The organism is Pseudomonas anuradhapurensis (assembly GCF_014269225.2).
Classification (GTDB): domain Bacteria; phylum Pseudomonadota; class Gammaproteobacteria; order Pseudomonadales; family Pseudomonadaceae; genus Aquipseudomonas; species Aquipseudomonas anuradhapurensis.
The window spans coordinates 3,006,697-3,030,863 of record NZ_CP077097.1 but is presented as its reverse complement, the minus strand read 5'-3'; the positions used below and the strand labels follow the sequence as shown (position 1 = coordinate 3,030,863).

The following is a 24,167-nucleotide window of genomic DNA, read 5'->3' as shown; positions in this document are numbered from 1 at the left end:
TCAGGCTTTACCCTGCACGCTTCATGTTCTGGATGAAGTGATGATGAGCAAACGAGTACTAGTGGTGCTGGGGCACCCGTCAGGCGAGAGTTTCTGCGCAGCGCTGACCGAGAGTTATGTCGAAGCGGCCAGAAGTGCCGGCCATGATGTAAGGGTGTTACGGCTTGATGCCTTGAGCTTCGACCCGGTGCTGCGCAGCGGCTACCGGCAAGCGCAGCCACTGGAACCCGACCTGCTCAGGGCCCAGGCTGACATCACCTGGGCCGAGCACCTGGCCTTTATCTACCCCATTTGGTGGGGCGGCATCCCTGCATTGATGAAAGGCTTTTTCGACCGCGTGTTCCTGCCCGGTTTCGCGTTTCAGTACAGGGCGGGCAAGGCCTTCCCCGAACAATTGCTCAAGGGGCGAACAGCGCATCTGCTGGTGACGATGGATACACCGCCGTGGTACTACCGCTGGGTGTATCGCATGCCTGGCCTTCACCAAGTGCGCAAGACCACGTTGCAGTTCTGCGGTATCAGAACGCTGCGTACCCTGATGTTCGGGCCGCTGCTCGGCTCCAGCGCGCGGCGGCGTGGAACCTGGCTCGAACTGGCACGAAGCATCGCCAGCTGACCTGCTGCTATGTGGTTCCCGAACCGCTGGCGCCATGCAATGATGCCCCGCTCCCTTATGAAAAGGACATTCATGTATATCGGCAAAGCCGCCCAACTGTCGGGCACCACGGTCAAGACCATCCGCCACTATGAAGCGATCGGCCTGCTGCCGCCACCCGAGCGCCAGGGGCAGTACCGCGTTTACACTCAGCAGAGTGTCGAGCTGCTGACATTCATCAAATGCGCGCAGCAGTTGGGTTTCAAACTGAAAGAACTGCAGGCGATTCTGCTGGGGCATCAGGGGGCTGATTTGCCGTGGGAGTTGGCGGGCAAGGCCATTGCCGACAAGAAACGCGAAGTGCTGGGGCAAATCACTGGGCTGCAACAGATATACGCAGGGCTCGAGGCGTTTGAAGCAAGCCTTGCAGGTGCCAGGTATCAGTGCGGGCTTGAGCGTCTGCCATAAGCAACGAAGCGAGCTGCTGGCTCCGACCTGAATGCGATCGCCGCAGGAGCGGGTTCGACCAAGGATGGGTGGTGCAAACTTGTAAATGACATGGGTTTATTCCCGATTGTGCTGAGGTAGCCACTACCTCCGGCAACTGCACGATCGCTTCCCCAGGCCTCAGCCATTGGACAGCCACGTGCCTTTGAGCATGGGGCAACGTCGCACGCCGTGCTGACGGTGTTCGCCCAGAGCATGATGGGCGCCGTTCAACCCGCCTACGCTGCCACCCTGTCAAAGGCGCAATCCTTGAAAACCAATCACCCGATCCCATGGGAGCACCGTACATGCCTGTCGACTTCAGACCCGCTCAAGCCTCGGACGCGCACGATATAGCGCGCTTCTTTCAACTGACATCGGAAGGCATGGCCGATTACATATGGAGCAAGCTTGCCGCACCTGGAGAAGCATTGCTGAGTGTCGGTGCGTCTCGCTATGCCAGGGAGCAGGGCGACTTTTCTTACAAGAACTGCCTGATGGCCACTTTCGAAGACCGGGTCATCGGCATGATGCACAGCTATGCCTTGCGCGAGACCCCTGACAGGCCGGTCGAGACTGACCCGGTCCTTGCGCCTTATTCCGACATGGAAATACCTGACACCTTGTACATATCCAGCCTGGCCCTGGATGAGGCCTGGCGCAGCCAGGGGCTGGGCGCCCAGTTTCTTCGCCACGCCCAGCAGCGCGCTGATGACGCTGGCCTGGATGGGCTGTGCCTGATCGACTATGCAGAAAACCACGGTGCACGCCGCTTCTACGAACGTCACGGTTTTCAAATCGTCAAAACCTGCCAGATCGTTCCGCACCCGATGCTGGGCGTAACCGGTGAAGCCTATTTGATGTATCGCCCTAACCACAACGTGCTCGAGAAAAAACCATGACCCAGAAACTGACCGTGTTCCGCGAACTCGATATCCAACCGGTGCGCGATCTTCCCTTTTTTGAAGAGATTGTGGAAGGCACCCCTCATACGCTGACGTCCAAGTACTATCACGATGAACAGCAAGGGCGCATTTCCGGTGAGTGGCAAGCCAGCACCGGCGCGTGGCGCATCGACTACAAAGTCTGGGAGTTCTGCCATGTCCTGAGTGGATGTTGTGTCATCGAGCTTGAGGGTTGCGAGCCCATCACACTGGCCGCTGGCGACACGTTCATTATCGAACCGGGCGCCAAGGGCAAATGGACCGTGCTGGAAGACATGAAAAAGAACTTCGTCATCCTGTTGCCCACGAACTAGGCACGGGGTCGCGTTTCAGCGTCTGCCTGAAAACTGCCGGGGCTGCTGCGCAGCCCCTTCGCAACAAGGCCGCACTCACAATCCGCGTATTCCCAAGGGTGGGAAACGCGACGGCGCGCCATTGGTCGTATAGCCGAAGCGCTGGGAATAGTCAGTAGCATCCGAAAAAGTAGCAGGCATCCATTTGTCATTGCAGGCATTGTTGCACTATCCATTTGCATGGAAAGAGCGGTCGTTTAATTAGAAAAGATAAATGGCTTTTAGCTGTTTTTCACTAATCGCCAATGATTCTAATCGTGCGATAGCCTTTTTTTACCAGGTGGCTAAGCTCGTTATCGCGCAACGGATATTAAGGATGTACGCGCGCCAATCACGACGGATCTATTAAAGGACTATCCAAATGGAAAGCTTCGCTATCGCCGCATCACAAATCAACTGGAATGGTGGCCAACGCATCACTCTGAATCCAGGGGATACCGCCACCTGCACCACGTTACGCCCGGGTCAGATATACGGGATTTTCCTCTATAACTCGGCGGGGAGTGACAACAATGCCACCGTCAGTGTGGTATGGAGCAATAGCCAGCCTCCGGCACGCATTACCGTGCCAGGCACCACGGCTAATGCAGGGTTGGCCTCGATGGGCTTCGTTTCGGGTACCGACACCCAGACCATTTCGGTCTCCTTACCCAGCAACAGTGGCATGGCCCAGGTCGAACTGTGGTTGGGCAGTACCAGCATGCCGACCAACACCAGCGGTCTTAACAATAACCCCTTGCAGGCCAACGGCGAGCAATATCCGTTCAACAAATACAGTCGCTATTATGCGGTGCCGCCGTCAAAATGGATGAACCTGACCATCGTCAGCAAGATCACCCAGTTTATCTCGTGCCAGTTCCGCGAAGCGGCTGCGACAGTGTTTGTTGTGAATGAAACGTCCAACGGCTTGCTGGCAGGGCAAGTCACCAATATCGGGCCTACCGCTTCGCAACCCGGTGCGGTCAATATTGTGGCAACGCAGATTCAAAGTATCAGTAACAACTTGCAAGGTGACGGTACTCAGTGGGTCTGGATGGACGCTGACAGTCCGCAAGACTCGACCAATGCCAGTATTTCTCTGCAATCACTTTAAACACGCAGTCCGCTGAAATAAAAGAGTCACGCCGAGCGTGACTCTTTTATTTTGCTACAGTCACTTTCCTGATCCGCTGTCGACTCCCGGCGCCAGACCGTTGGTAAATCAGGCGAGGGCACCGCTGTCGTGTTGGAACCGGGAGAACATCCAGTCGATGAACACCTGGGTTTCGGCCACCGCATCCTGCGACACGCCATAGTAATAGCGAGTCAAAGGCAGGCGTAGATGGGGCAGGGGGTTGTACAGGCGGCCGGTAGCCAGGTCCTTGCCCAGCAGCGAGGCCGGGCACAGTGCCACGCCAAGGCCGTCGACGGCCGCTTGCAGCACCAGGTGCATGTGATCGAACTGCAGTGCCGGCTGCTGCCTTGCCTGGCTGACTCCGGCCAGCTTGCACCAGGCCTGCCAATCACCACTGCGTGTCCTGCCCGAGAGCAGGGTATGGCGCAGCACATCCGCTGGCGCCTGAACCGGTATCGCCTGCAGCAGGGAAGGGGCCGCCACCAGCAGCAGGTCATCCTCGAGCAGCACGTTCGGTTCCAGCTCGGCCGCCCAGCCCGAGCTGCCACGGCGCACCACCACATCGAAGGCTTCACGCGATGGATCCGGGGCCAGGGTGCTGGTCACCACCTCCGGTTTGATCTCCGGAAATTGCGCCATGAAATCGGGCAACCGTGGGATCAGCCAGCGCACGGCAAAGGACGGGCGCACATTGATGATCACCTTGCGCGCTGCGCTACTGCCGGTCAGGGCCTGGGTGGCGTTGGCGATTTGCGCCAGGCCCAGGCTGATCTGCTGGTAGTAGGCCTGGCCGGTCGGGGTAAGTACCGACTGCCGATTCCGCCGTTCGAACAGCAGTACGCCCAGGTGCTCTTCAAGCAAGCGGATATGGCGGCTGACGGCGCTGTGGGTGACATGCAGCTCTTCGGCAGCACGGCTGAAGCTTTGATGGCGCGCGGCAGAGGCAAAGGCCCGGACCGCGTTCATGGGGGGGAGGTCGCTGATCATGTGTCTAATTTACTGACATCAGACGCACAATTAAAGCGTTTGTCAGCGGCGCTGCTTCGCGCCACTCTGAACGCCGCTCTACTTGTCTTCTGGTCGTCGTCCATGGGTACCACCACCATCTGCTCAGCTGATCGGGCTTCGCTGCGCGCAGCGTTGATCCTGAGCTTGTGCCTGCCCGGCGACGTCCTGCTCTACCTGTTGCTGCCGATGCAGTACCAGGCGTTCGGCATTACCTTGGGTGAAGCCGGGATCTTGCTGGCGGCCAACCGGCTGGTGCGAATCTTCGGCTACCACTACGTGATGAAAGGCTATGCCCGCTGGGGGGATCGCCCCAGTTCGATGGTGGCGGCCGGCTGCGCCGCCCTGTGTGCATTGGGCTATGCGACGCTCTCCGGGTTCTGGGCGTTGCTGCTGCTACGTCTGCTCTGGGGGCTGGCCTATGCTGCGCTGAACCTGTCGACCCAGGTCATGGCGACTGCACAGGCTGCTGGCGCCGCGCGGCGCAGCGGGCGATCGCGCGCGCTGGTTGCCGTTGGCCCGATGCTGGCGTTGCCGCTGGGGGCACTGCTGAGCCTGGAGCACGGACCCCGGCTGATCTTCCTGGCGATGGTGGCCAGTTCGCTGCTTGGGGCATGGCTGGCCAGGGGACTGCCCGCTGCGGCGCATCCATTGCCTGAGGCGCAGCCCCGCTTCCGGCGGCCGGACAGCGTGGCGATGTGGTCATTCACCGAGGGGGTGACCCTGGATGGCCTGTTCATCATCGGCCTCTCGCTGTTGACGCAGCAGCTGCTGGGGGCGGACGCGGTGCTGGTCGCAGGCGGGTTGCTGGCGGTTCGCTACCTGTCGGAGCTGCTGCTCAGCCCGCTGGGCGGCCTGCTCGCGCAGCGCTGGGGAGCGACGCGCATGCTGGTCGGGTTAGCGCTACTCACCGCCGCAGCGCTGGTGGCATTCGGTTGCCACTGGCTGGTCGCGGGGGGTGGCCTGGTGTTGGTGCTGCGTGCGTTGCAATTGCCACTGGTGGGGCCAGTAGTCGCCGAGCGTAATCCCGGTCAGCAGCGTGTCCGGGCGTTGGCGGCGAATGCAGTGTGGCGCGATATCGGGGCCGGCATCGGCCCCATGTTGGCGGCGGTGGTGCTGCCCTTGATGGCGCCGGTGTGGGTGTACGCGTTGGCTGCGCTGGCCTTGGCGATCAGTGCCTTGGCCTGCGCCCAGCGGCCCGCCGTGCGCCTGCCAATGGTCCAGCCGCCAGCGGCGGATCAACAAGTTGCCGGAGGGGAAGTGCGTTAATTCATATTCGAGGCGTGTGGGCCTGAACAATAACGGGAAAACCTAATGAACATTGGGCTTGGCCGATGGAATCGGTATCTTCGCCTGCACAATAATAAGTAAACGAATCGTGCGTGGGGTGGCGCATAGTTTGTTTCCACTGATTCATCGCTTGTTAATAAGGCTGTAATAATTTGTTGCTTTTGCCCTGTGGCTATGCTTTTTTAAGGTGGCCGCCAGCTGTGCCTGGTGGACATCGCAGTTGACGAACAGGACTTCCCGACTTGTCGGGGGTGTCATCTGCTGCACGATAACAATAGAGGTCAATACATAGGGGCACCGAATGTTTATGTTCGGTGTAATGGCCAACTTTTGCCGGGGGAAAATAATGAGCACTCAAGCAGCCTTCAAGTTTATTTCTGCAGATCGCCGCGCAGCATCACTTAGGAACTTACTGAGCGATAAGCGTTGCCTGCGTTTTCTCGAGGCCCATAACCCGATATCCGCGATTCTTGCCGAACATGCCTCGCAAACGGTCGACGGCCAACTGCGGGTCTATGACGGTTTCTGGTCCAGCTCGTTGACCGACTCTACCGCGCGTGGCAAGCCGGATATCGAAGTGCTGGCGATCAAGGACCGGCTGGCCAACGTCAATGATATCTTCGAAGTTACCAGCAAGCCGCTGATCATGGATGGCGACACCGGTGGCAAGCCCGAGCACTTTGCGTTTGACGTCCGTTCGCTCGAGCGCCTCGGGGTGTCGGCGGTCATCATCGAAGACAAAACCGGCCTGAAGAAGAACTCATTGTTTGGCAATGAAGTCTTCCAGCAACAGGAAACTATCGAAGACTTCTGCAACAAGATTCGCATGGGCAAGCGTGCGCAAATTTCCAGTGACTTCATGATCATTGCGCGCATAGAAAGCCTTATCCTCGATGCCGGTCATGACGATGCACTGACCCGGGCCGATGCCTATGTCGCAGCGGGTGCCGATGGGGTAATGATTCATAGCCGCCAGGAAACGCCTGACGAAATCTTCGCCTTTGCCCGGACGTTCCGCGAGCGTCATCCAACTGTACCGCTGGTGTGTGTGCCGACCAGTTATTCGAGTATTCCGTTCGAGGCGCTCGAGGCAGAAGGGTTCAATATCGTCATTTATGCCAACCATATGTTGCGCTCCGCCTATATGGCAATGAAACAGGTGGCCGACAATATTCTGTTGTCCGGGCGTACGCTCGAAGTCGAGCCTCGCTGCCTGTCGATCAAGGAAATCCTCGAACTCATTCCGGGTACCAAATAATGACCAGCCCAACTCTGGCCTTGCGCAATGACCTGGTCGTTGCGCCGAGCACTTCGCGCATGCGCGGCATCGCCAACGAACTCAAGGAACGCGGCGAGTCGGTGATCAACTTTGCCGCTGGCGAACTAGACTTCGACACCCTCGACAGCCTCAAACAGGCGGCCATCGAGGCGATCAAAGGTAAATGCAACACCTACACGCCCGCCCTCGGCGAGAAGAAGATCCGCCAACAGCTGGCCGCGCATGTCAGCGAGCAACTGGGCGTGGCCTACGCCTGGAACGAGGTCGGGATGACCGCAGGCGCCAAGCAGGCGCTCTACAATGCGGCGATGGTGCTGATCAACCCGGGCGACGAGGTGATCATTCCGATCCCTTACTGGGTAACCTTCCCGACCCAGATCGAACTGGCGGGTGGCAAGCCGGTGCTGGTCGACACTCGGCCCGAGGGCTACCAGCTGACTGCCGAGCGTGTCGCTGCCGCCATCACCCCGCAGACCCGGGCGATTCTGATCAATACGCCGAACAATCCGACTGGCGCGGTCTACGACAGCGAAGCCCTGCGACGTATCGGTGAACTGGCCATCCGGCACGACCTGTGGATCATCTTCGACGAATGCTATTCACGGCTGATCCGCAACGGCGGCGAGCATCACAGCATCGTCACGCTGATGCCCGAGCTGAAGGAGCGCACGGTCATCGTCAATTCGTTCTCCAAGAGCATGGCGCTGACCGGCTGGCGGCTGGGCTACGTCAGTGCACCGGAGCAGGTGATCAAGGCCATGGAAAACCTGCAGGGCCACACCACCTCGAACCCCAACGTGGTGGCACAGGTGGCGGTGTCCCGGGCACTCGATGACTCGGCAGACTTCATCGCCACCGCCAATGCGATTCTTGACGCGCGCCTGCAGGTCATCCACGAGGCCCTGGCCGGTATCGAGCACCTGCATGTAGCGCCGGCGATGGGGGCGTTCTATGTGTTCGCCGACATCCAATGGTTCATCGGCCGGTGCTATGGCGACAAACAGGTGCGCAGCACCGACGAACTGGTCGAGCTGATCCTCGCCGAGGCCAAGGTGGCCGTGGTGTCTGGCGCCGGCTTCGGCGACCCGAGCGGTATCCGCATTTCCTACGCCGTGAGCGACGCTGATGTGGCCACGGGTATGCAACGTCTACGTGAATTCTTCGCCCGGTTCAATTGAGGAGCATCGGCAAATGAGTAAGGAAACCCCTGTTTCGGTGATCATCCTGGCGGCTGGCCTTGGCTCGCGCCTGGAAGACCAGACCCTGGCGAAGAACAAGTGCCTGGTCGAGGTGGCCGGCAAGACCATCATCAGCCGCCTGCTGGAGCAGTTGCAGGCGCACCAGGTCAGCAACGTCATCGTCGGTGTCGGCTACCTCAGCGATGTGCTCGAGAGCTACATCCGCAGCAACCACCCACAGCTCAACAGCATCTTCGTAACCAACCCGATCTATGCCCGTTCAGGTTCGGTGCACTCGTTGAGCCTGTGCCTCGAGGCGGTGCCGGAGGGCCACGATGTGGTGGTGTTCGAGGGTGATGTGGTGGTGGAGGATGCGCTGGTCACCCGTGCCCTGGCTTCGCTGCAAGGGCTCGACGAGGAAGCCTTCGCCACCGTGCTGGCGCCGTGGTCGAGCGAGCTGAGCGGTACTTTCGCGCTGGTCGAGGGTGGCCGGGTGAGTGCCTGGAAGCATGAGTCCGTGCGCGATGCCGGGTTCCCCCTGCAGGCTTCGTACAAGACCGTGAACATCACCGCGATGACCCACGCCGGGGCTGGGCTGCTGCAGCGCCACATCCGCCAGACGGTAGCCGAAAAGGGCGTCAAGGCGCCCCTGGAGTACGCCATGGACAGCCTGATCGACAGTGGTTACCGCATCGACGCGCTGCTGGTCGGCCAGGAAAAGTGGTTCGAAGTCGACACCGCCGAAGACCTGGATATCGCCAACGATCTGTTCAGCGCCGCGGCGCTGGCCCACGCCTGAGGTGATGCATGTTCGCTGTTCTGCATGACTGGCTGATCCTGCCGATCGCCCACTGTTTCCAGTGGGTGCTGGAGACCAGCTATCAGCGCACCCACGACTTCGGCCTGGCGATCCTGATGCTGAGCCTGGTGTTCAACCTGGTGCTGCTGCCGGCCTACCACTTCGCCGAGAAGGTGCAGGGCCGCGAACGTGCGGCACGGGCGGCGATGCAGGCCAAGCTGGAGGAGTTCAAGCGCTGCTTCACAGGCCAGGAGCGGCACATGATGATTGCCGCCCTGTACCGCCTGCACCACTACCACCCGGTGTTCGCCTTGCGCGGTCTGGTACCGCTGCTGATCCAGGTGCCGGTGTTCATCGCAGCCTATGGCCTGCTCAGTGACTACCCGCCGCTGCAGTACGAGCACTTCATGGGTATCGCCAACCTCGGCGCAGCCGATGGCCTGCTTGGCGGGGTCAACCTGCTGCCCATCGTCATGACCGTGATCAACCTGATGGCGGCCCATGTCTACAGCCGTGACCTGTCTTCCCAGGAACGTCTGCAGACCTGGATCGTGGCGATGCTGTTCTTCGTGCTGCTGTATCCGTCGCCCGCCGGGCTGGTCCTGTACTGGACCTGCAACAACCTTTTTTCCCTGATCAAGAACCTGGTGTATCGAGTGGCCCGTTCCAGCTCGACCCTTCGAAGGACTTCCAATGCCTAATTCGACCAGCCCCGCGCTTGCCCTGCCGGCCAGCGCGGCGGCCAAGGCGGACAAACCGCTCAAATTGTTCGTGCTGTCGTACCTCGCCCTGTACCTGTTGCTGGTACTGGCGGTGCCGCTGGCGCTGACCAGCTTCGAGGACGACGCCACCGGCCTCGAAGGCTACCTGCGCCTGTACGCGACCACCCATGCGCTGATCCTGAGCGCCTATCTGGCGTTGTTGGCGCTGCTCGGCAAGTTCGCCCCGCGCGCGCTGCTCGAGCTGCTGTGCGTGCTCGGCCTGTGGCTGTTGATCGTGGCCGGCGTCTACAGCTTCCTGTTGCCGCTGGACGCCGGGATGATCGACAACTTCAGGTTCTCCGAGCCCCGTGCCATGGAGTTTTCCAGCCAGCGGCTGCTGCTCGACGTGGTAGTGGCCGGCGCGGCGCTGTGGGCCGCCTGGCTGCTGGTGCGCCGGTTTGCCGAGCAGGTCGGCAAGGCGCTGACCCTGTTCGTGCTGATCTGCGGTGCCTACGCACTGTTCAGCGGTGTGACCCTGGCATCGAAGATCGCGGCGATTCCACTGCCGGCCAACGATGGCAAGCAGACCATCTCGTACTCCAAGACCGAGAAGAACATCGTCGTGCTGATGATCGACGGTTCCATGGCCGGTTACATTCCTCGTCTGCTGGCGCATGACGCGGCGGCGGCAGAGCGCCTGAGCGGTTTCACCTGGTACTCCAACGTGGTGTCCACCGGCAACCGTACCTTCAATGCCCTGCCGGCGGTGTTCGGTGGTTTCGACTACACCGCCGCCAATATCAACAAACACCCGGGAAACAGCCTGGAAGAGAAGGTCGACCAGGCCTACATGCTCTATCCGGACAACTTCGCCGCCAAGGGCTATGGGGTGCGTTACGTCGATCCGTTCTGGTACGGCTTCGCCCGCCGTGGCGACTGCAACAAGTTCGTTGCCCGCGGCGCCGGTGACTGCATCCACGTGATCGACACGGTCGGCCGTCAGCAGACCAACGCGCACATGTCGACCAAGCACACCGAATACCTTTGGGGCGTGCTCAAGCAGTACCTGGCGATTTCGCTGTACAAGGCGGCGCCCAACAGCCTCAAGGGGCAGGTGTACGACGGCGGCGACTGGCAGGGCGCCTCGCTGTCCTGGTGGAAGCGCGAGGACAAGTTCCTCGAGAACTATTTCTCGCTGCTGGCGCTGCCGGGCCTTTCGGACACCAACGCACCGGGGCCGACCTTCACCTTCATGGCCAACAACATCACCCGTGCAGTGCTCAAGCTCGACGAAAGCTGCGTGCCGAACAAGCAGTTGGGCACCTCGGCCCAGGAACTGGAGCAGTTGCACAGCCAGGACACGGTGGAAATCTATGACACCTTCTACTGCGCGATGAATGGCGTGACCCGTTACCTGGACTGGTTCAAGCAGCAGGGCATCTACGACAACACCATGTTCGTGCTGGTGTCCGACCATGGCTGGCCATCGCGCAACCCATTGCTCAAGGACATGGCGGATGCCGAGCGGCAGGAATTGTACTCGCAGTTCCAGAACCTGCTGATGATCAAGCCGTTCGCGGCCACCGGGGCGCCACGGGAAAGCCGCGAATTCATCTCCAATGCCAGCGTGCCCGGTATCGTTTGCGAAGTGATCGGCGGCTGCGTGGACCGTGCCACCGGCAAGCACATCAGCAACCAGCCGCTCACCGAGCCGGTTCAGCTGTATGAGACCCCATGGCAGCCCCAGGGGCAGAACGCCGACTCCTACAAGATCCTCAGTACCTATCAGGTCAAGGACGACGTCTCGGTGCCGGGTAACTGGAGCAAGGTGCAATGACCGGGTTGCTGGACCATGCGGTCACTGTTCCCTATATCGGCCTGTACCTCGACCCGGGCACCGGCAGCCTGCTGTTCTCGCTCATAGCCGGCGTGGTCACCACCGCGTTCTATTCGGTCAAGGGCCTTTACTACCGCTTCGGCGGTGGCGGCAAGGGGGTTGCCGCCACCGCCGAGCGTAGCGTGCAGGAAGCCTGGCCGGTGGTCATCTATTCCGAAGGACGGCAGTACTACGGCACCTTCCGGCCGCTGCTGGCAGCCCTGGCCAAGGCCAGGATCAGGACCTTGTACCTGAGTTCCGACAGCGAAGACCCTGGGCTGCAGGCGTGGAGCGAGGTAACCGGCTGCTATATCGGCAGTGGGCACAAGGCCTGGGCATTGCTGGCGCGCTTGCGCGCCGACCTGTGCATCTCCACCACCCCGGGGCTGGACGTCATGCAGTTCAAGCGCTCGAAACGGGTGCGCCACTACATGCATCTGGTCCACGCACCGACCGACAAGGCGTTCAACCGGCCTTACTCGTTCGACTACTTCGACTCGGTGGTGATCAACGGCCCGCACCAGGAGCGCACGCTGCGCTATCTGGAGCAATTGCGTGGGTTACCGGCCAAGGACCTGATCATGGGTGGCTGCCTGTACTACGACGATCTGCTCGAGCAGTTGCGCAACCAGACCCCCGAACTGGTCAGCCCCGGCCGGACCGTGCTGCTGGCGCCGACCTGGGGGCGCAACGGCCTGCTGCGTCTGCACGGTAGCAAGTTGCTGAGCGCGCTGACCGCCCAGGACATCAACCTGATCATCCGCCCGCATCCGCAGAGCATGGTGTCCGAGCCCGAGCTGATCCAGGGGTTGCAGGCGTTGTTCCCCAATGGCCCGCGGCTGCAATGGGACTTCTCCTCGACACCGTTCAGCGCCATGGCGCGTAGCGACGTGATGGTCTCGGACATTTCGGGGGTGATCTTCGACTACGCCTTCCTGTTCGAACGCCCGGTGATCACCGTCGGCATCGAGCCGGTGCGTGAAGGCACCGAGGCCAGCGACCTGCCGTACGATCCGTGGGAACTGACCGTGCTCGATGACATCGGCCTGCGCCTGGGCGAGGAGCAGATTCCACGCCTGACCGATTACCTGCCACAGGTGCTCGAGGACAGCCGCTACCCGCGCAACATCCGCCACTTGCGTGAGCAGTACGTGGTCAACTACGGCCATGCCGTCGGCCCCATCCTGAAGGCTATCGAGCCACTGATCGGGCAGGGCGTCAGCGAGCCGTCGGTTGCTGCGCTGTCGCGGCAGGCGGAGTGAGCATGGCCGGGGTGATCGAAAGCCTGGCCATGCTGTGGCCGGCGCTGGTGCTGGCGGTGACTGCGCACGAAGCGGCCCATGCGCTGGTGGCGACGTTGTTCGGTGACCACCTGGCGCGGGACAACGGACGGCTATCGATCAATCCGCTGCGGCATTGCTCGTGGCTGGGTACGGCACTGGTGCCCTGCGCGGCATTTACCCTGAGTACGCTGGCGCACCTGCCGGGTGCATTGGTTGGCTGGGGCAGGGCGGTACCGTTTGGCTCGCCATTGGCCAGCAGCCGCCTGGGCCTGCTATGCACCGCGTTGGCCGGGCCGCTGGCCAACCTGCTGCTGGCCTCGGCCTGCCTGGCGCTACGCCCGCTTGCCGGGCCTGGCGCCTGGCTGGCGTTTCTCGACACCAGCGCCTCGCTCAACGTGCTCCTGGTCGTGGTCAACCTGCTGCCGGTACGACCGTTGGATGGGGCTACCTGCATCCAGGCGTTGTGCGCGCAACGCTGGCGGTTGCGCCATGAAAGCCTGCAACCGTACCTGCAGGTGCTGGTGGCTGGCTTGTTGTTTACCGGGCTGCTCGGGCAGTACCTGCTGTGGGCGGCCCGCACGCTGTTGAGTTTACTGCCAGGAAACATTTTGCATGGCTAGTTATGGATGTGAACCAGGAGGCTGCATGGCCAGGAAGGCACTCGAATTTCTTTTGTCGGACGAAGACCGAGCGCAACTGCAGAAGATCGCTCGCTCAGGGTTGATGCCTTATCGGAGCGTCACCCGGGCCTCGATCCTGCTGCTGCTGGACAGCGGCATGACGCCGAAGGAGGTCAGCTTGCGCATGAACGTCACCGCGCCGGTGGTGTTCAAGTGGCGCAGTCGCTACTTGGCCAAGGGCGTGGTTGGCCTGGAAGACTTGCCGCGTGGCGGGGTGCCCAGGGCGCTGGCGCTGGCGGGTTGATTCGAGCAATGCCGGGGCCGCTTCGCGGCCCATTGCCGACAAGCGCGGTTCCCACAGCTACAGCGCAGTCCTGAAGGCGGGGGCTATTGCTGTGGGAGCAACTGTGTTGCCAAACATCTGAAGGCTTGGACGATCCCTGAGGGAACAGGCATGCCCTTGACGCGTGCCTGTAGGAGCGGCTTCAGCCGCGATCACCGGCAAAGCCGGTGCCATCCACCGTGTCGCCTGCTTCGCGGATAAATCCGCTCCTACAGTGACCGCCGTACCTGTAGGAGCTGGCTTGGGCAGGTGTCCGTCGGCAATCGCCTAGAACAGCCCGCCGAGGGAAATCGTCGCACCAGCACCAGCCTGTACCCCGACGTTGAGGCCGGCAGACATGATCACGCCCTTGGCCGAGCGCAGCAGGCGCACGGCACTGTCGTGCGGCAGAAGCAGATTGCCAATCGGCGTCAGCGTAGCAGCCGTCATCGCCAACAGCTTGGCGTCCAGGCCGAACAACATTGCCGAGCCGCTGGCGCCACCCAGCAATCCGACCCCGCCTTCAATGAACACGCAAGGGCCTTCGAAATCCTCGCGAACCAGGCCACGGGCAGCGATCGAGTCGGCCACCAGCACCCGGCCGACGGCGGGGAAGTCCTCGCTGGCGCCCGCCGCTCCGACGCTCTTGCCACGCACATGCAAATTGACCTTGCCAAAGCGCGGCAAGCGCGTGCCAAGGCCGACACCGACACCCAGCGACCCGTAGCGAAACTGTTGGTCGACCCCCTGCGGGTCAGTCAGTGTCAGCGCGCCGCCAGCAGCAGCGGCGAAGACAACGGTCAAGCCGCCTCCGCTGGCGGTCTTGTAGCGCCAGTCGCTGACGCTGACGGGTAGAGGAATGTGCATCTGAACATCCTTATACAGGCCGCGCCGTTCGGCGTCGGCGAATCCACGCGGCCAAGTGGTAGCCGCCTCCAGAGGTGAAAACGAGAGCGAACAGGCCGGCCAGCAGGCTCGCCCCCCATAGCGCACCCCGGTCATCGATGATTGCGCTGGCGGCGGGCGCTTCCGGGCGGTACAGCACGCCCACCTGGTCGCCTACCGCGTAGCCGAAGATCAAACCGCTTTCGGGGTAGCTGGTTACCTTGCCGGTGGCGTCGGTGAAGTCGATTTGGGGATGGCTGCCGCCCGCGTTCAGCGCGCTGACAGTGCCTTGGGCGCGTTGCGCCTGAGCCAGAAAGCCCAGCCGGTCGTCAACCAGCCAAAGTGTGAGATAGAGCAGGCACAGGCCCAGGGGAAGGAAAACCAGGGCGCGGAGCAAGTCGCCCCGGGGTGAGTATGGCGTCTTGGCCATGACAGGTTCCTTGCATCGTCCTTGAAACGGCGGCTATTGCAATTAAATTGCGGCGCGCTGTCAAGTGCAGAGCCAGAGGGCATGGCGACCGGCGGGTATCGACGTGTGACGCCGTTCTGGGCTCCTTTAGTGGCAGGGCGGCCCCGTGATGCTGGGCGCGAGACGGACTACCACTCTAACTAGCTACTTCATATTTGCTCATCGTACGAGCCGATTACTTCAGTCGGGAGAGACGATTCTGCATGTGCCAAGCATCCTGATTGGGCAATCAAGCTCACTGTCCGAAGTGAGATGCTGGAGAGCCTTTCCAGCACTGCTTACCTGCTTTAGAGACGCCAATCGAGAATGTGCCTTGGTTTTGTTGGTTTAGATCTTGGAAAACTTTGCTGGGATGCGTCGGTGAGGAGTTCGCAGATTCCCTGCGACCAGCCTGGGGCTTGGCCACCGCCGTCCGTTTGACTCATAAGTCAACTGCGCAAGAAGTTGCGCAGTTGAATGTGGGTAAGTATGTGGATAGTTCCTCGCAGGCCTTAGTAGCCGCCGTGTACAGCCAACTGCGCAACTTTTTGCCAGCACTGCGCAAAAAGTTGCGCAACTTTTGGATAGCAGGTAGCTGAAAAACTATCCAAATGAGTGTTCAGCATTTTTAAACTATTGATTTAAAAGGATAAAAAATATCTGGCACGGGGCTTGTATAAGGAGATGTCCCCCGCCTGGCAATTTCCTGCCACCGGGCGACTTTCTCAAGCATGGAGAGCATCACTCATGGCAACTCCCGCCTACATGGCCGTCACCGGCGAAAAACAAGGCCTGATCACCGCTGGCGCGTTCACCGCCGACTCGGTAGGCAACACCTACCAGGAAGGTCACGAAGACCAGGTCATGGTCCAGGGCTTCGAACACGAAGTGATCATCCCGCGTGATCCACAGTCCGGCCAGCCGACGGGTCAGCGCGTGCACAAGCCGGTGAAGATCACCAAGGTCTTCGACAAGGCTTCGCCGCTGCTGCTGGCCGCCCTGACCTCGGGCGAGCGCATGACCAAGGTCGAGATCAAGTGGTACCGCACCTCGGCCCAGGGCACCCAGGAGCACTACTACACCACCGTCCTGGAAGACGCGATCATCGTCGACATCAAGGACTACATGCACAACTGCCAGGACCCGGCCAACGCCCACTTCACCCACCTGGAAGACGTGTATTTCACCTACCGCAAGATCACCTGGACCCACGAAGTGTCCGGTACTTCCGGTTCTGACGACTGGCGCGCACCGGTCGCCGGCTAAGGCTCGGGGTCTCTGGGTGATCGACGCCAGCGTTGCATCGCCCATGAGATCGAGCGCCGCGTGAGCGGCGCGCTACCCCGAGGTCGTTTCACTCCCCAGGAAAGAGGGACAAGGATGTTTGCCGCCGCAAACCAGACCCATTTCAGCCTGCACATCGACGGCCTGGAGCACGATTTCCAGGTCCTCGCCTTCGACGGCAAGGAAGCCATCAGCCTGCCCTACGCCATCGACCTGGAGCTGGTCAGCGAACGTCCCTCGCTGGACCTGGAGAGCCTGCTGCACAAGCCCGCGTTCCTTCAGTTGGGCGACGCCGGACGCGGCCTGCATGGGCTGATCTACCGCGCCGCGCAAGGCGAGGCGGGCAAGCGCCTGACCCGCTACCAGGTGACCCTGCGCCCGCAGCTGGCCTACCTGGCCCACCGTATCAACCAGCGCATGTTCCAGCACCTGAACGTGCCGAAGATCATCGCCCAGGTGCTGGAAGAGCATGGCATCCTCGCCAACGCCTACCAGTTCCAGCTGGGCGCCGTTTACCCGGACCGCGAGTACTGCGTGCAGTACGACGAGTCCAACCTGCAATTCATCCAGCGGTTGTGTGAAGAAGAGGGCATCCACTACCACTTCCGCCACAGCGCCAAAGGCCACCAGCTGTTGTTCGGCGACGACCAGACGGTGTTCCCGAAACTGGCCCCCGTACAGTTCCAGCACGACTCCGGGCTGGTCGCCGACACGCCGATGATCAAGCGTTTCGGCCTGCGCGTGGAAACCCGCACCAGCAGCGTCACCCGCCGCGACTACGACTTCAAGAAGCCGCTGATCCAGCTCGAAGGCGCCGCCGACAGCCACGCCGAGCCGGCCCTGGAAGACTACGACTATCCCGGCCGCTTCCTCGACCGCTCGCGCGGCAAGCACCTGGCTACCCGCGCCCTGGAGCGCCACCGCAGCGACTACCGCCAGGCCGAGGGCCAGAGCGACCAGCCGCTGCTGGCCAGCGGGCACTTCCTGACCCTGGCCAGCCACCCCAACGCCCAGTGGAACGACCTGTGGTTGCTCACCGAGGTGCGCCACCAGGGCCGCCAGCCGCAGGTGCTGGAAGAAGCCATCACCAGCGACGTCGATCCGCGTTTCGACGGGTTCCAGCAGGGCTACCGCAACGTCTTCGTGGTCACGCCCTGGGAGCAACCCTATCGCCCGCCGCTGAAACACCCGAAACCCAAGGTGCTGGGCGAGCAGCGCGCGGTGGTCAGCGGCCCCGAGGGCGAAGAGATCTACTGCGACGAATATGGCCGGATCAAGGTGCAGTTCTTCTGGGACCGCGAAGGCCAGGCCGATGACAAATCCAGCGTGTGGATGCGCGTGGCGTCGAGCTGGGCCGGGCAGGGCATCGCCGGCCTGCAACTGCCGCGGGTGGGCATGGAAGTGCTGGTCAGCTTCCTCGAAGGCGACCCCGACCAGCCGCTGGTGACCGGCTGCCTGTACCACGGCGTGAACATGCCGCACTACAAGCTGCCCGACCTTAAGACCCTGGCGACGATCAAGAGCAAGGAATACAAGGGCAGCCGCAACAACGAACTACGCATCGACGACACCACCAGCGAGATCAGCATCGCCCTGCGCAGCGACCACGGCGCCAGTGCCCTGAACCTCGGCTACCTGACCCACCCACGGCCGAGCGGCGGCGCGCCACGGGGTGAGGGCTTCGAGCTGCGCACCGATCGCCACGGCGCCGTACGCGCCGCCGGCGGCCTGCTGCTCACCACCGAACCGCGCCCGAACGAAGCCCGGCACCACAAGGACCTGCCCGAAACCGCCGAACGCCTGGCCACTGCCAGCGAGCAGCAGGACAGCCTGGCGCAGCTGGCCAAGCAGATGCAGGCCCAGGAACCGGGCGACCAGGATCAGGTCGCCAAGGACCTGCACGCCCAGCACCAAGGTATCCTCGGCAGTGGCCCAGGCGACCTGACCAAGAACGAGTTCGCCGAATTCACCCAGCCGCACCTTGTGGTGTCCAGCCCGGCCGGCATCGCCCTGACCACGCCTGGCCCGAACCACCTCACCAGCGGCAGCCACCTGGCCTTGAGCAGTACCGGCCACACCAGTATGTCGATCGGCAAACGCCTGCTGGCCAGTGCCAGCCAGGGCATGCGCCTGTTCGTGCAGAGTCTCGGTTTCCGTCTGGTGGCGGCTGCAGGCGACATCGACTTCCGTGCGCTGAAGGACAGCATCAACCTGCTGGCCAAACTGGACATCACCGCCAACGCCGACCGCATCATCCTCAAGGCCAAGACCGAACTGGTGGTGCAGGGCGGCGGCAGTGCCACCACCTACAACGCCAGCGGCATCACCCACGTCACCAGCGGCAACTACACCGCCCATGCCGCGAAGTTTGCGCACATCGGTGCGGCGAGCAAGGCCGGCACCTTCCCCGAGCCGCCCAAGCCCGGCAAAGGCGCGCTGGAGCTGTTCAACCTGTACGCCAACACCAAGGGCATCCAGGCCGGCGACTACGAGGTTACCGACGCCCTGGGCACAGTGCTCAAGGGTTCGCTGGACGGGCAGGGCTTCAACGCCGTGTCTGGCGCCGCGCCCGGGCCAGCCACGGCGGCGTTCGGCCTTGACACGGCTGACACCTGGAGTCTCGGCAGCTTCGCCAAGGGCCTGCCCTGGCCGAAGCTGGCGGCGACCGAAGAAGGTGCGCCCTCAATGCTTGATTCGATGATCGACACGCTCACGCCTGATGGCAGCGGTGCAGCAATGGGCACGATCAAGCAACTGGCCAGCAGTGGCATGGCCGCGGCCAAGACCGGCATCAGCCTGCTCAAGACCGGGCAGGCTGCAATGCAGACCGTGCAGCAGGTGCAAGGTGCGCTCCAAGGCGGTGTCGCCGGCCTGCCGCAGCTGGCCAGCGTCGCCAGTTCGGCACTGCCCGCCGCCTCCAGCACCCTGGGCGCTGCGACCAAGGCCGGTGTCGCCGTGCAGGGGGCCATGGCCAGCCTGCCAAAACTGCCGGCGCTACCCGAACGCCCTGCCTTCAAGGCACCGAACCTCAACACCCTGACTGACCTGATGCCAGGCGAGCTGATTTCATGACCACACAGACTTCCCAACCCGGTGGCCGCGAAGTCGCCATCGTCCCCCTGAACGAAATCCATATCGAAGACGTCGGCCGTGGCGCGGCGGTGTTCGATGCCTGGCTGCGCGATATCAGCGACGGTTATGTCACCCTCGAGCGCATCAAGAACGTCGCAGGTGCCTTGCCGGTGGTGGGTAACATCATCGCCCTGATCGACGCTTTGGGCGACATCGTCACCCTGGCGGAGAGCGACAAGCCGGACCCGTGGGACTGGGTCAGCCTGGGCATCAACCTGATCGGCGTAGTGCCGGTGCCACCGAACATGGCCGCCGCACGCATGAGCCTGCGGCCGATGTTGTTCATGGTGCGCCAGGAGGGCAAGCAGATCCTCGGCGACGCGCTGATCGAGATCATTGCCGGGCACCTGAACGCCGACATCATCGGTAGCCTGGATGACTTCGTCAGCCAGGCCGAGGGCAAGCTCAAGGAAACCCTGGCGGCAGCGGGTGGCAAGGGCGAGGAAATTCTCAACGAGATCTGCAAAGGCCTGGATGCCCTGATCGATGGCGACCTCGACAGCGGCAAGGACCTCGGCGAGGCAGGCAAGAAGGCGAGCAAGGCGGCCGAGCAACTGCTGCACGATCCGCTGGCCAGTATCGACAACATCTTCGACGCGGCCTGGAGTGCCTACAAGGCCGCTGGCAAGGGCATGGCCAACATGGCCGCCAGCGCGACGATCAGTGCCGAGGCCAAGCTCTACGGCCACCAGCAAGTCGCCAGGTTGCGCGTGCTGGCGCCTCGCATCAAGAGCGAGATCCTCAAGCTGGGTTCGGCCAGCAACCCACATTCGATCGAGGCGTTGCGCCTGATCCTGGCCGGTAGCGTCGCGCTGTGGCGCAAGCGCAATCCGCAGCTTGTGAACGCCAACATCAAACCCAACGCCACCAGCACCGCGCGGCACCAGGCCACGCAAGGCAAGCTCGAAACCCAGCGCGAGGAAGCACCACCCAGGAACGCGGCCAACCGCTGCAAGAACGGCCCCTGCCCAGGAACCACCCGCGACATCAACTTCGCCCTGGGCAGCGAAACCCTGCAGCACGTCGACTTCAGCCTGCCCGGGCCATTCCCGGTCACTTGGGCGCGGACCTATAACTCACGCCTGGCCGAGCTGGACGACAGCAGCCTGGGCGCCCGTTGGCTGACCGAGTTCAGCACCTGCATCGACGTGATCGACGACGGCCTGCTATTCCACGACGTCGACGGCCGCAGCCACCCGTATCCGCTGCCCAGGCAGGGCAAGCCGCACTACGATCCGATCGAGTACCGGAGCCTGGTGCGTACCAGCGACACTCAGATCATCCTCCTGCGTGGGCTGGAGCGCCGTGAGACCTACGAGCGGGTCGGTGATCGGTTCTATCTGGTTCATATCGTCCTGCGCAGCGGTGCCGGCGCGATGCTGCATTACGAGCATCACTACAACGGCCGCCCGGTGTTGTCCGACATCAACACCTATGAGGACAACGACCCGAGCAAGGTGCACTTGCAACTGGGCACGCTGCTCGACGACCACGGGCATATCCAGGGCGTGTGGCAGGTGGTCGACGGCAAGCCGCTGCGCCAGCTGTGCGCCTACCATTACGACGACCAGGGCGACCTGATCGCCGCCCAGGACGAGCACGGCGCCGCCTGGCACTACCAGTACCAGCATCACTTGGTGACGCGCTATACCGACCGGACCCAGCGCGGCTTCAACCTCGAATGGGACGGTACGGGGGCGCATGCCAAGGCCATCCGCGAGTGGGCCGACGACGGCAGCTTCGAAACGCGCCTGCAATGGGACAAGCACATCCGCCTGACCACCGTGACCGACGCCCACGGCCAGCAGACAAAGCACTATTACGACATCCTCGGCTACACCTACCGCATCCAGCATTCGGACGGTAACTCCGAGTGGCTGTTCCGCGATGAGCGCAAGAACATCATCCGCCACGTTCACCCCGACGGCAGCCAGGACCGCTTCACCTACGACGCGCGCAGCAACCTGCTCGAGCACATCCGCGCCGACCACAGCGTGGTGCACTACGCCTATGACGACCAGGACCAGCTGATCAAGATCGGCGATGCCGAAGGCGGGCAGTGGCTGCGTGATTACGACGAGCGCGGCAACCTGGTCGAGACCGTCGACCCGCTGGGCAACAAGACCGAGTTCGCCTACACCCCGGCCGGCTTGGTCAAGGCGATCAAGGATGCCATCGGCAACGAGAAGAAACTCGTCTACAACGACGCCGGGCAGTTGCTCGAGTACACCGACTGCTCCGGCAAGACCAGTCACTGGGCCTACAACGCCTTCGGCCAACTGAGCGAGTTCACCGATGCGGCGGGCAACAAGACCGCCTATGAATACCAGGCTGGCCAACTGGCCAAGGTCACCCACCCGGACAAGACCGAGGAGCGTTTCAACTACGACGCAGAAGGCCGTCTGCTGGCCCATGTGGACGCCCTCGACCGCTGCACCACTTGGTCCTATAACGCTGTCGGGCTGCTGGCCGAGCGCGTCGATGCGGCGGAACATACCCTGCGCTACCGTTGGGACAAGCTTGGGCGTTTGATCGGGCTGGAAAACGAAAACGAGAGCAAGGCGAGCTTCCTCTACGACCCGGTCGGCCGTTTGTTGCAAGAGACGGGTTTCGATGGCCTGGTCACCCGCTACCAGTACGACCCGCACAGCGGACGCTTGGCGAGCACCCAAGTCGGCCAGCGCCGTATCGAACTGCGTTTCGACCGCATGGGCCGCCTGGCCGAGCGCACCGCCCGCCTGGGCGAGCAGAGCCAGAGCGAGACCTTCGCCTACGACGGCAACGGCAAGCTGATCCAGGCGATCAATGCCGCCAGCAAGCTGCAATGGTTCCACGATGAAGCGGGCAACCTGACCCGTGAGCACCAGCATTACCTGGCCACCGGCACGCCGATGGTCGCGGTGTGGCAGCACGAATACGATGCGCTCAACCAGCGGATCAGCACGATCCGCCCGGATGGCCACAAGGTCAGCTGGCTGACCTATGGCAGCGGCCACCTGCTCGGCATGACCCTCGACCAGCACGAGATGCTGGCCTACGAGCGCGATGACCTGCACCGCGAAGTGGTGCGCCATCAAGGCAACAAGCTGATGCAGAGCCAGGGCTGGGACCCGGTCGGGCGACTGCAGGAACAACTGCTCGGCAGCCATGACGGGCAGTCCACATTGCTCAAGCGCCAGTACCGCTACGACGCCGCTGGCCAGCTGACCAACATCCACGACAGCCGCCGTGGCCCGCTGGAGTACCAGTACGACCCGGTGGGACGCCTGCTCAAGGCCACCAGCCGCCTGGGCGTGGAAACCTTCGCCTTCGACCCGGCCGGCAACTTGCTCGACCAGAAGCGCCAGGAACTGAACCGCCCGCTGGAAGCCGATCCACGGCGCAACAAGCTGATGGACAACCTGCTGCGCGAGTACGCCGGGACCCATTACAAGTACGACGAACGCGGCAACCTGATTCATCGGCTGCACAACGGCTCCCATGCCCATTTCAGCTGGGACCTGTTCGACCGGCTAACGGGGTACAACGACGACAAGCTCAAGGTCGACTACAGCTACGACGCCCTGGGTCGACGGTTGCACAAGCACTCGGTGGCGCACTTCTGGGACAGGCCGGAAGCGGGCACCGGTTGGAACCAGCTGCAACGGGCCAAGCGCCAACGTGAACTTGGCTGCGGCTTTACCCTGTTTGGCTGGGATGGCGACACCCTGGCCTGGGAGAGCTCACCGCCAAGGGACGATGGCGATACTGGCCGTACCGTGCATTACCTGTACGAGCCGGGCAGCTTTGTGCCGGTCGCTCAGGCGCTGCGCAAGAGCCCGATCCGCTTGCACAAGCAACCGGACTGGAGCCAGCGCGAATACGATTTTGACCAGGATCCGTTGTGGCATACGGAGGTGAAACCGCAGGCGTTTGACGCAATTGCCTGGTATCAGTGCGACCATCTCGGTACGCCGATGGAGCTGACCGATGAGCAGGGCAATGTTGCTTGGGCGGGGCAGTACAAGGCGTGGGGTGAAGTCAAAGAGGAGCGCTCGGAATGGGCCAAACAACACGGCCTGAGCAACCCGATTCGCTTCCAAGGTCAGTACCATGATCACGAAACCGGGCTGCACTACAACCGCTATCGATACTATGATCCAAAGGCTGGGCGATTTGTTAGCTTGGATCCGATTAGCTATGCGGGCGGTTTGAATTTTTATGAATACGCCCCTAACCCGCTAGAATGGGCTGACCCGCTTGGCCTGCAACGCGTAATCGCTACTAAAAGTCGTTCTATAGCGCTGAGAAAAGCCCAGCAGCATGCACAAGTTCCACGGAAGAGCAAGGGCGGCGAGGAGATTCCAATTGAACAGTTACGAGACGACAGCCGAGGAAAGAATTACGCAACTCTAAAAGGTTGTGGCGTTAAGTGCCTCGGTAGATCCTATACAGACGGATCCGAAGTATTTGATCATCCTGATGGCCACCCACATATGACGGGTGAAGGGCAACCTGAACACCATAGAAGTGCCCATGTACATGCTACCGATAAAAAAGGCGAAACAATTATTTTTACTTATCCGGGCTAGGT

The 24,167-nt window shown here is 62.0% G+C and carries 20 protein-coding genes; 17 read left to right on the top strand and 3 right to left on the bottom strand.

Going from position 1 to position 24,167, the window contains the following annotated elements; translation table 11 throughout:
• Positions 1–40: 40 nt before the first annotated feature.
• The 5 genes from HU763_RS14020 (at position 41) to HU763_RS14000 (ending at position 3,471) form a co-directional block, all read left to right on the top strand.
• Positions 41–616, top strand: a complete 576-nt coding sequence (locus tag HU763_RS14020) for an NAD(P)H-dependent oxidoreductase (protein WP_186690689.1) — start codon at positions 41–43, stop codon at positions 614–616.
• Positions 617–688: 72 nt separating this feature from the next.
• A complete protein-coding gene (locus HU763_RS14015; RefSeq protein ID WP_186690699.1) occupies positions 689–1,063 on the top strand; it encodes a MerR family transcriptional regulator in 375 nt (124 codons plus the stop codon).
• A gap of 326 nt (positions 1,064–1,389) precedes the next feature.
• On the top strand, positions 1,390–1,983 hold the full coding sequence (locus HU763_RS14010) for a GNAT family N-acetyltransferase (protein WP_225931881.1): 594 nt from the start codon (positions 1,390–1,392) through the stop codon (positions 1,981–1,983).
• Positions 1,980–2,339 (top strand): cupin domain-containing protein, encoded by a 360-nt coding sequence (locus HU763_RS14005; RefSeq protein WP_186690687.1) that lies wholly within the window; start codon positions 1,980–1,982, stop codon positions 2,337–2,339. Before HU763_RS14010 ends, HU763_RS14005 begins: the two co-directional genes overlap by 4 nt.
• Before the next feature lie 400 nt (positions 2,340–2,739).
• On the top strand, positions 2,740–3,471 hold the full coding sequence (locus tag HU763_RS14000; protein ID WP_186690685.1) for a hypothetical protein: 732 nt from the start codon (positions 2,740–2,742) through the stop codon (positions 3,469–3,471).
• Between the two features lie 108 nt (positions 3,472–3,579).
• Here the strand turns inward: HU763_RS14000 and HU763_RS13995 are convergent, their stop codons facing one another.
• Complete coding sequence (locus HU763_RS13995; protein ID WP_186690683.1) at positions 3,580–4,479, bottom strand: LysR substrate-binding domain-containing protein; 900 nt, start codon at positions 4,477–4,479, stop codon at positions 3,580–3,582.
• 102 nt (positions 4,480–4,581) lie between these two features.
• On the opposite strand from HU763_RS13995, the gene HU763_RS13990 reads away from it, so the two are divergent.
• The 9 genes from HU763_RS13990 to HU763_RS25085 all read left to right on the top strand — a co-directional run bounded on the left by HU763_RS13990 (position 4,582) and on the right by HU763_RS25085 (position 13,827).
• Positions 4,582–5,766 carry an MFS transporter gene (locus tag HU763_RS13990; RefSeq protein WP_186690681.1) on the top strand — a complete coding sequence of 395 codons (1,185 nt, stop codon included), beginning with the start codon at positions 4,582–4,584 and terminating at the stop codon, positions 5,764–5,766.
• Positions 5,767–6,133: 367 nt separating this feature from the next.
• Complete coding sequence (gene aepX, locus HU763_RS13985; protein WP_186690679.1) at positions 6,134–7,045, top strand: phosphoenolpyruvate mutase; 912 nt, start codon at positions 6,134–6,136, stop codon at positions 7,043–7,045.
• Positions 7,045–8,244, top strand: coding sequence for a pyridoxal phosphate-dependent aminotransferase (locus tag HU763_RS13980; protein WP_202883432.1), 1,200 nt, complete (start codon positions 7,045–7,047; stop codon positions 8,242–8,244). Before aepX ends, HU763_RS13980 begins: the two co-directional genes overlap by 1 nt.
• Positions 8,245–8,257: 13 nt before the next feature.
• Positions 8,258–9,043, top strand: coding sequence for a phosphocholine cytidylyltransferase family protein (locus HU763_RS13975; RefSeq protein WP_186690670.1), 786 nt, complete (start codon positions 8,258–8,260; stop codon positions 9,041–9,043).
• Positions 9,044–9,051: 8 nt separating this feature from the next.
• The gene (locus tag HU763_RS13970; protein WP_170029506.1) at positions 9,052–9,744 is read left to right on the top strand and encodes a YidC/Oxa1 family membrane protein insertase; all 693 of its coding nucleotides are present in this window, start codon (positions 9,052–9,054) and stop codon (positions 9,742–9,744) included.
• Positions 9,737–11,581, top strand: a complete 1,845-nt coding sequence (locus tag HU763_RS13965) for a sulfatase-like hydrolase/transferase (RefSeq protein ID WP_186690667.1) — start codon at positions 9,737–9,739, stop codon at positions 11,579–11,581. The genes HU763_RS13970 and HU763_RS13965 overlap by 8 nt, the downstream gene beginning before the upstream one ends.
• On the top strand, positions 11,578–12,882 hold the full coding sequence (locus tag HU763_RS13960) for a CDP-glycerol glycerophosphotransferase family protein (protein ID WP_186690665.1): 1,305 nt from the start codon (positions 11,578–11,580) through the stop codon (positions 12,880–12,882). The genes HU763_RS13965 and HU763_RS13960 overlap by 4 nt, the downstream gene beginning before the upstream one ends.
• 2 nt (positions 12,883–12,884) lie before the next feature.
• Complete coding sequence (locus HU763_RS13955; RefSeq protein ID WP_170029509.1) at positions 12,885–13,523, top strand: site-2 protease family protein; 639 nt, start codon at positions 12,885–12,887, stop codon at positions 13,521–13,523.
• Between the two features lie 25 nt (positions 13,524–13,548).
• Positions 13,549–13,827 carry a helix-turn-helix domain-containing protein gene (locus tag HU763_RS25085; RefSeq protein ID WP_186690663.1) on the top strand — a complete coding sequence of 93 codons (279 nt, stop codon included), beginning with the start codon at positions 13,549–13,551 and terminating at the stop codon, positions 13,825–13,827.
• A gap of 306 nt (positions 13,828–14,133) precedes the next feature.
• Here HU763_RS25085 and HU763_RS13945 read toward each other — a convergent pair whose 3' ends face one another.
• Positions 14,134–14,712 (bottom strand): hypothetical protein, encoded by a 579-nt coding sequence (locus tag HU763_RS13945; protein WP_186690661.1) that lies wholly within the window; start codon positions 14,710–14,712, stop codon positions 14,134–14,136.
• Positions 14,713–14,722: 10 nt separating this feature from the next.
• Positions 14,723–15,160: a DUF3592 domain-containing protein gene (locus HU763_RS13940; protein WP_170029512.1), complete on the bottom strand. Its 438-nt coding sequence runs from the start codon at positions 15,158–15,160 to the stop codon at positions 14,723–14,725.
• Between the two features lie 765 nt (positions 15,161–15,925).
• Between HU763_RS13940 and HU763_RS13935 the strand changes: the two genes are divergently transcribed.
• The 3 genes from HU763_RS13935 to HU763_RS13925 all read left to right on the top strand — a co-directional run bounded on the left by HU763_RS13935 (position 15,926) and on the right by HU763_RS13925 (position 24,165).
• Complete coding sequence (locus HU763_RS13935) at positions 15,926–16,444, top strand: Hcp family type VI secretion system effector (RefSeq protein WP_011531920.1); 519 nt, start codon at positions 15,926–15,928, stop codon at positions 16,442–16,444.
• A gap of 114 nt (positions 16,445–16,558) precedes the next feature.
• On the top strand, positions 16,559–19,534 hold the full coding sequence (locus tag HU763_RS13930) for a type VI secretion system Vgr family protein (protein ID WP_217884009.1): 2,976 nt from the start codon (positions 16,559–16,561) through the stop codon (positions 19,532–19,534).
• Positions 19,531–24,165 carry an RHS repeat-associated core domain-containing protein gene (locus HU763_RS13925; protein ID WP_217884008.1) on the top strand — a complete coding sequence of 1,545 codons (4,635 nt, stop codon included), beginning with the start codon at positions 19,531–19,533 and terminating at the stop codon, positions 24,163–24,165. The genes HU763_RS13930 and HU763_RS13925 overlap by 4 nt, the downstream gene beginning before the upstream one ends.
• Positions 24,166–24,167: the final 2 nt, after the last annotated feature.

Excerpts from the sequence above, each read along its gene's own strand:
- HU763_RS14020 (WP_186690689.1), top strand. The coding sequence starts at position 41 with ATGATGAGCAAACGAGTACTAGTGGTGCTGGGGCACCCGTCAGGCGAG.
- HU763_RS14015 (WP_186690699.1), top strand. The coding sequence starts at position 689 with ATGTATATCGGCAAAGCCGCCCAACTGTCGGGCACCACGGTCAAGACC.
- HU763_RS14010 (WP_225931881.1), top strand. The coding sequence starts at position 1,390 with ATGCCTGTCGACTTCAGACCCGCTCAAGCCTCGGACGCGCACGATATA.
- HU763_RS14005 (WP_186690687.1), top strand. The coding sequence starts at position 1,980 with ATGACCCAGAAACTGACCGTGTTCCGCGAACTCGATATCCAACCGGTG.
- HU763_RS14000 (WP_186690685.1), top strand. The coding sequence starts at position 2,740 with ATGGAAAGCTTCGCTATCGCCGCATCACAAATCAACTGGAATGGTGGC.
- HU763_RS13995 (WP_186690683.1), bottom strand. The coding sequence starts at position 4,479 with ATGATCAGCGACCTCCCCCCCATGAACGCGGTCCGGGCCTTTGCCTCT.
- HU763_RS13990 (WP_186690681.1), top strand. The coding sequence starts at position 4,582 with ATGGGTACCACCACCATCTGCTCAGCTGATCGGGCTTCGCTGCGCGCA.
- aepX (WP_186690679.1), top strand. The coding sequence starts at position 6,134 with ATGAGCACTCAAGCAGCCTTCAAGTTTATTTCTGCAGATCGCCGCGCA.
- HU763_RS13980 (WP_202883432.1), top strand. The coding sequence starts at position 7,045 with ATGACCAGCCCAACTCTGGCCTTGCGCAATGACCTGGTCGTTGCGCCG.
- HU763_RS13975 (WP_186690670.1), top strand. The coding sequence starts at position 8,258 with ATGAGTAAGGAAACCCCTGTTTCGGTGATCATCCTGGCGGCTGGCCTT.
- HU763_RS13970 (WP_170029506.1), top strand. The coding sequence starts at position 9,052 with ATGTTCGCTGTTCTGCATGACTGGCTGATCCTGCCGATCGCCCACTGT.
- HU763_RS13965 (WP_186690667.1), top strand. The coding sequence starts at position 9,737 with ATGCCTAATTCGACCAGCCCCGCGCTTGCCCTGCCGGCCAGCGCGGCG.
- HU763_RS13960 (WP_186690665.1), top strand. The coding sequence starts at position 11,578 with ATGACCGGGTTGCTGGACCATGCGGTCACTGTTCCCTATATCGGCCTG.
- HU763_RS13955 (WP_170029509.1), top strand. The coding sequence starts at position 12,885 with ATGGCCGGGGTGATCGAAAGCCTGGCCATGCTGTGGCCGGCGCTGGTG.
- HU763_RS25085 (WP_186690663.1), top strand. The coding sequence starts at position 13,549 with ATGGCCAGGAAGGCACTCGAATTTCTTTTGTCGGACGAAGACCGAGCG.
- HU763_RS13945 (WP_186690661.1), bottom strand. The coding sequence starts at position 14,712 with ATGCACATTCCTCTACCCGTCAGCGTCAGCGACTGGCGCTACAAGACC.
- HU763_RS13940 (WP_170029512.1), bottom strand. The coding sequence starts at position 15,160 with ATGGCCAAGACGCCATACTCACCCCGGGGCGACTTGCTCCGCGCCCTG.
- HU763_RS13935 (WP_011531920.1), top strand. The coding sequence starts at position 15,926 with ATGGCAACTCCCGCCTACATGGCCGTCACCGGCGAAAAACAAGGCCTG.
- HU763_RS13930 (WP_217884009.1), top strand. The coding sequence starts at position 16,559 with ATGTTTGCCGCCGCAAACCAGACCCATTTCAGCCTGCACATCGACGGC.
- HU763_RS13925 (WP_217884008.1), top strand. The coding sequence starts at position 19,531 with ATGACCACACAGACTTCCCAACCCGGTGGCCGCGAAGTCGCCATCGTC.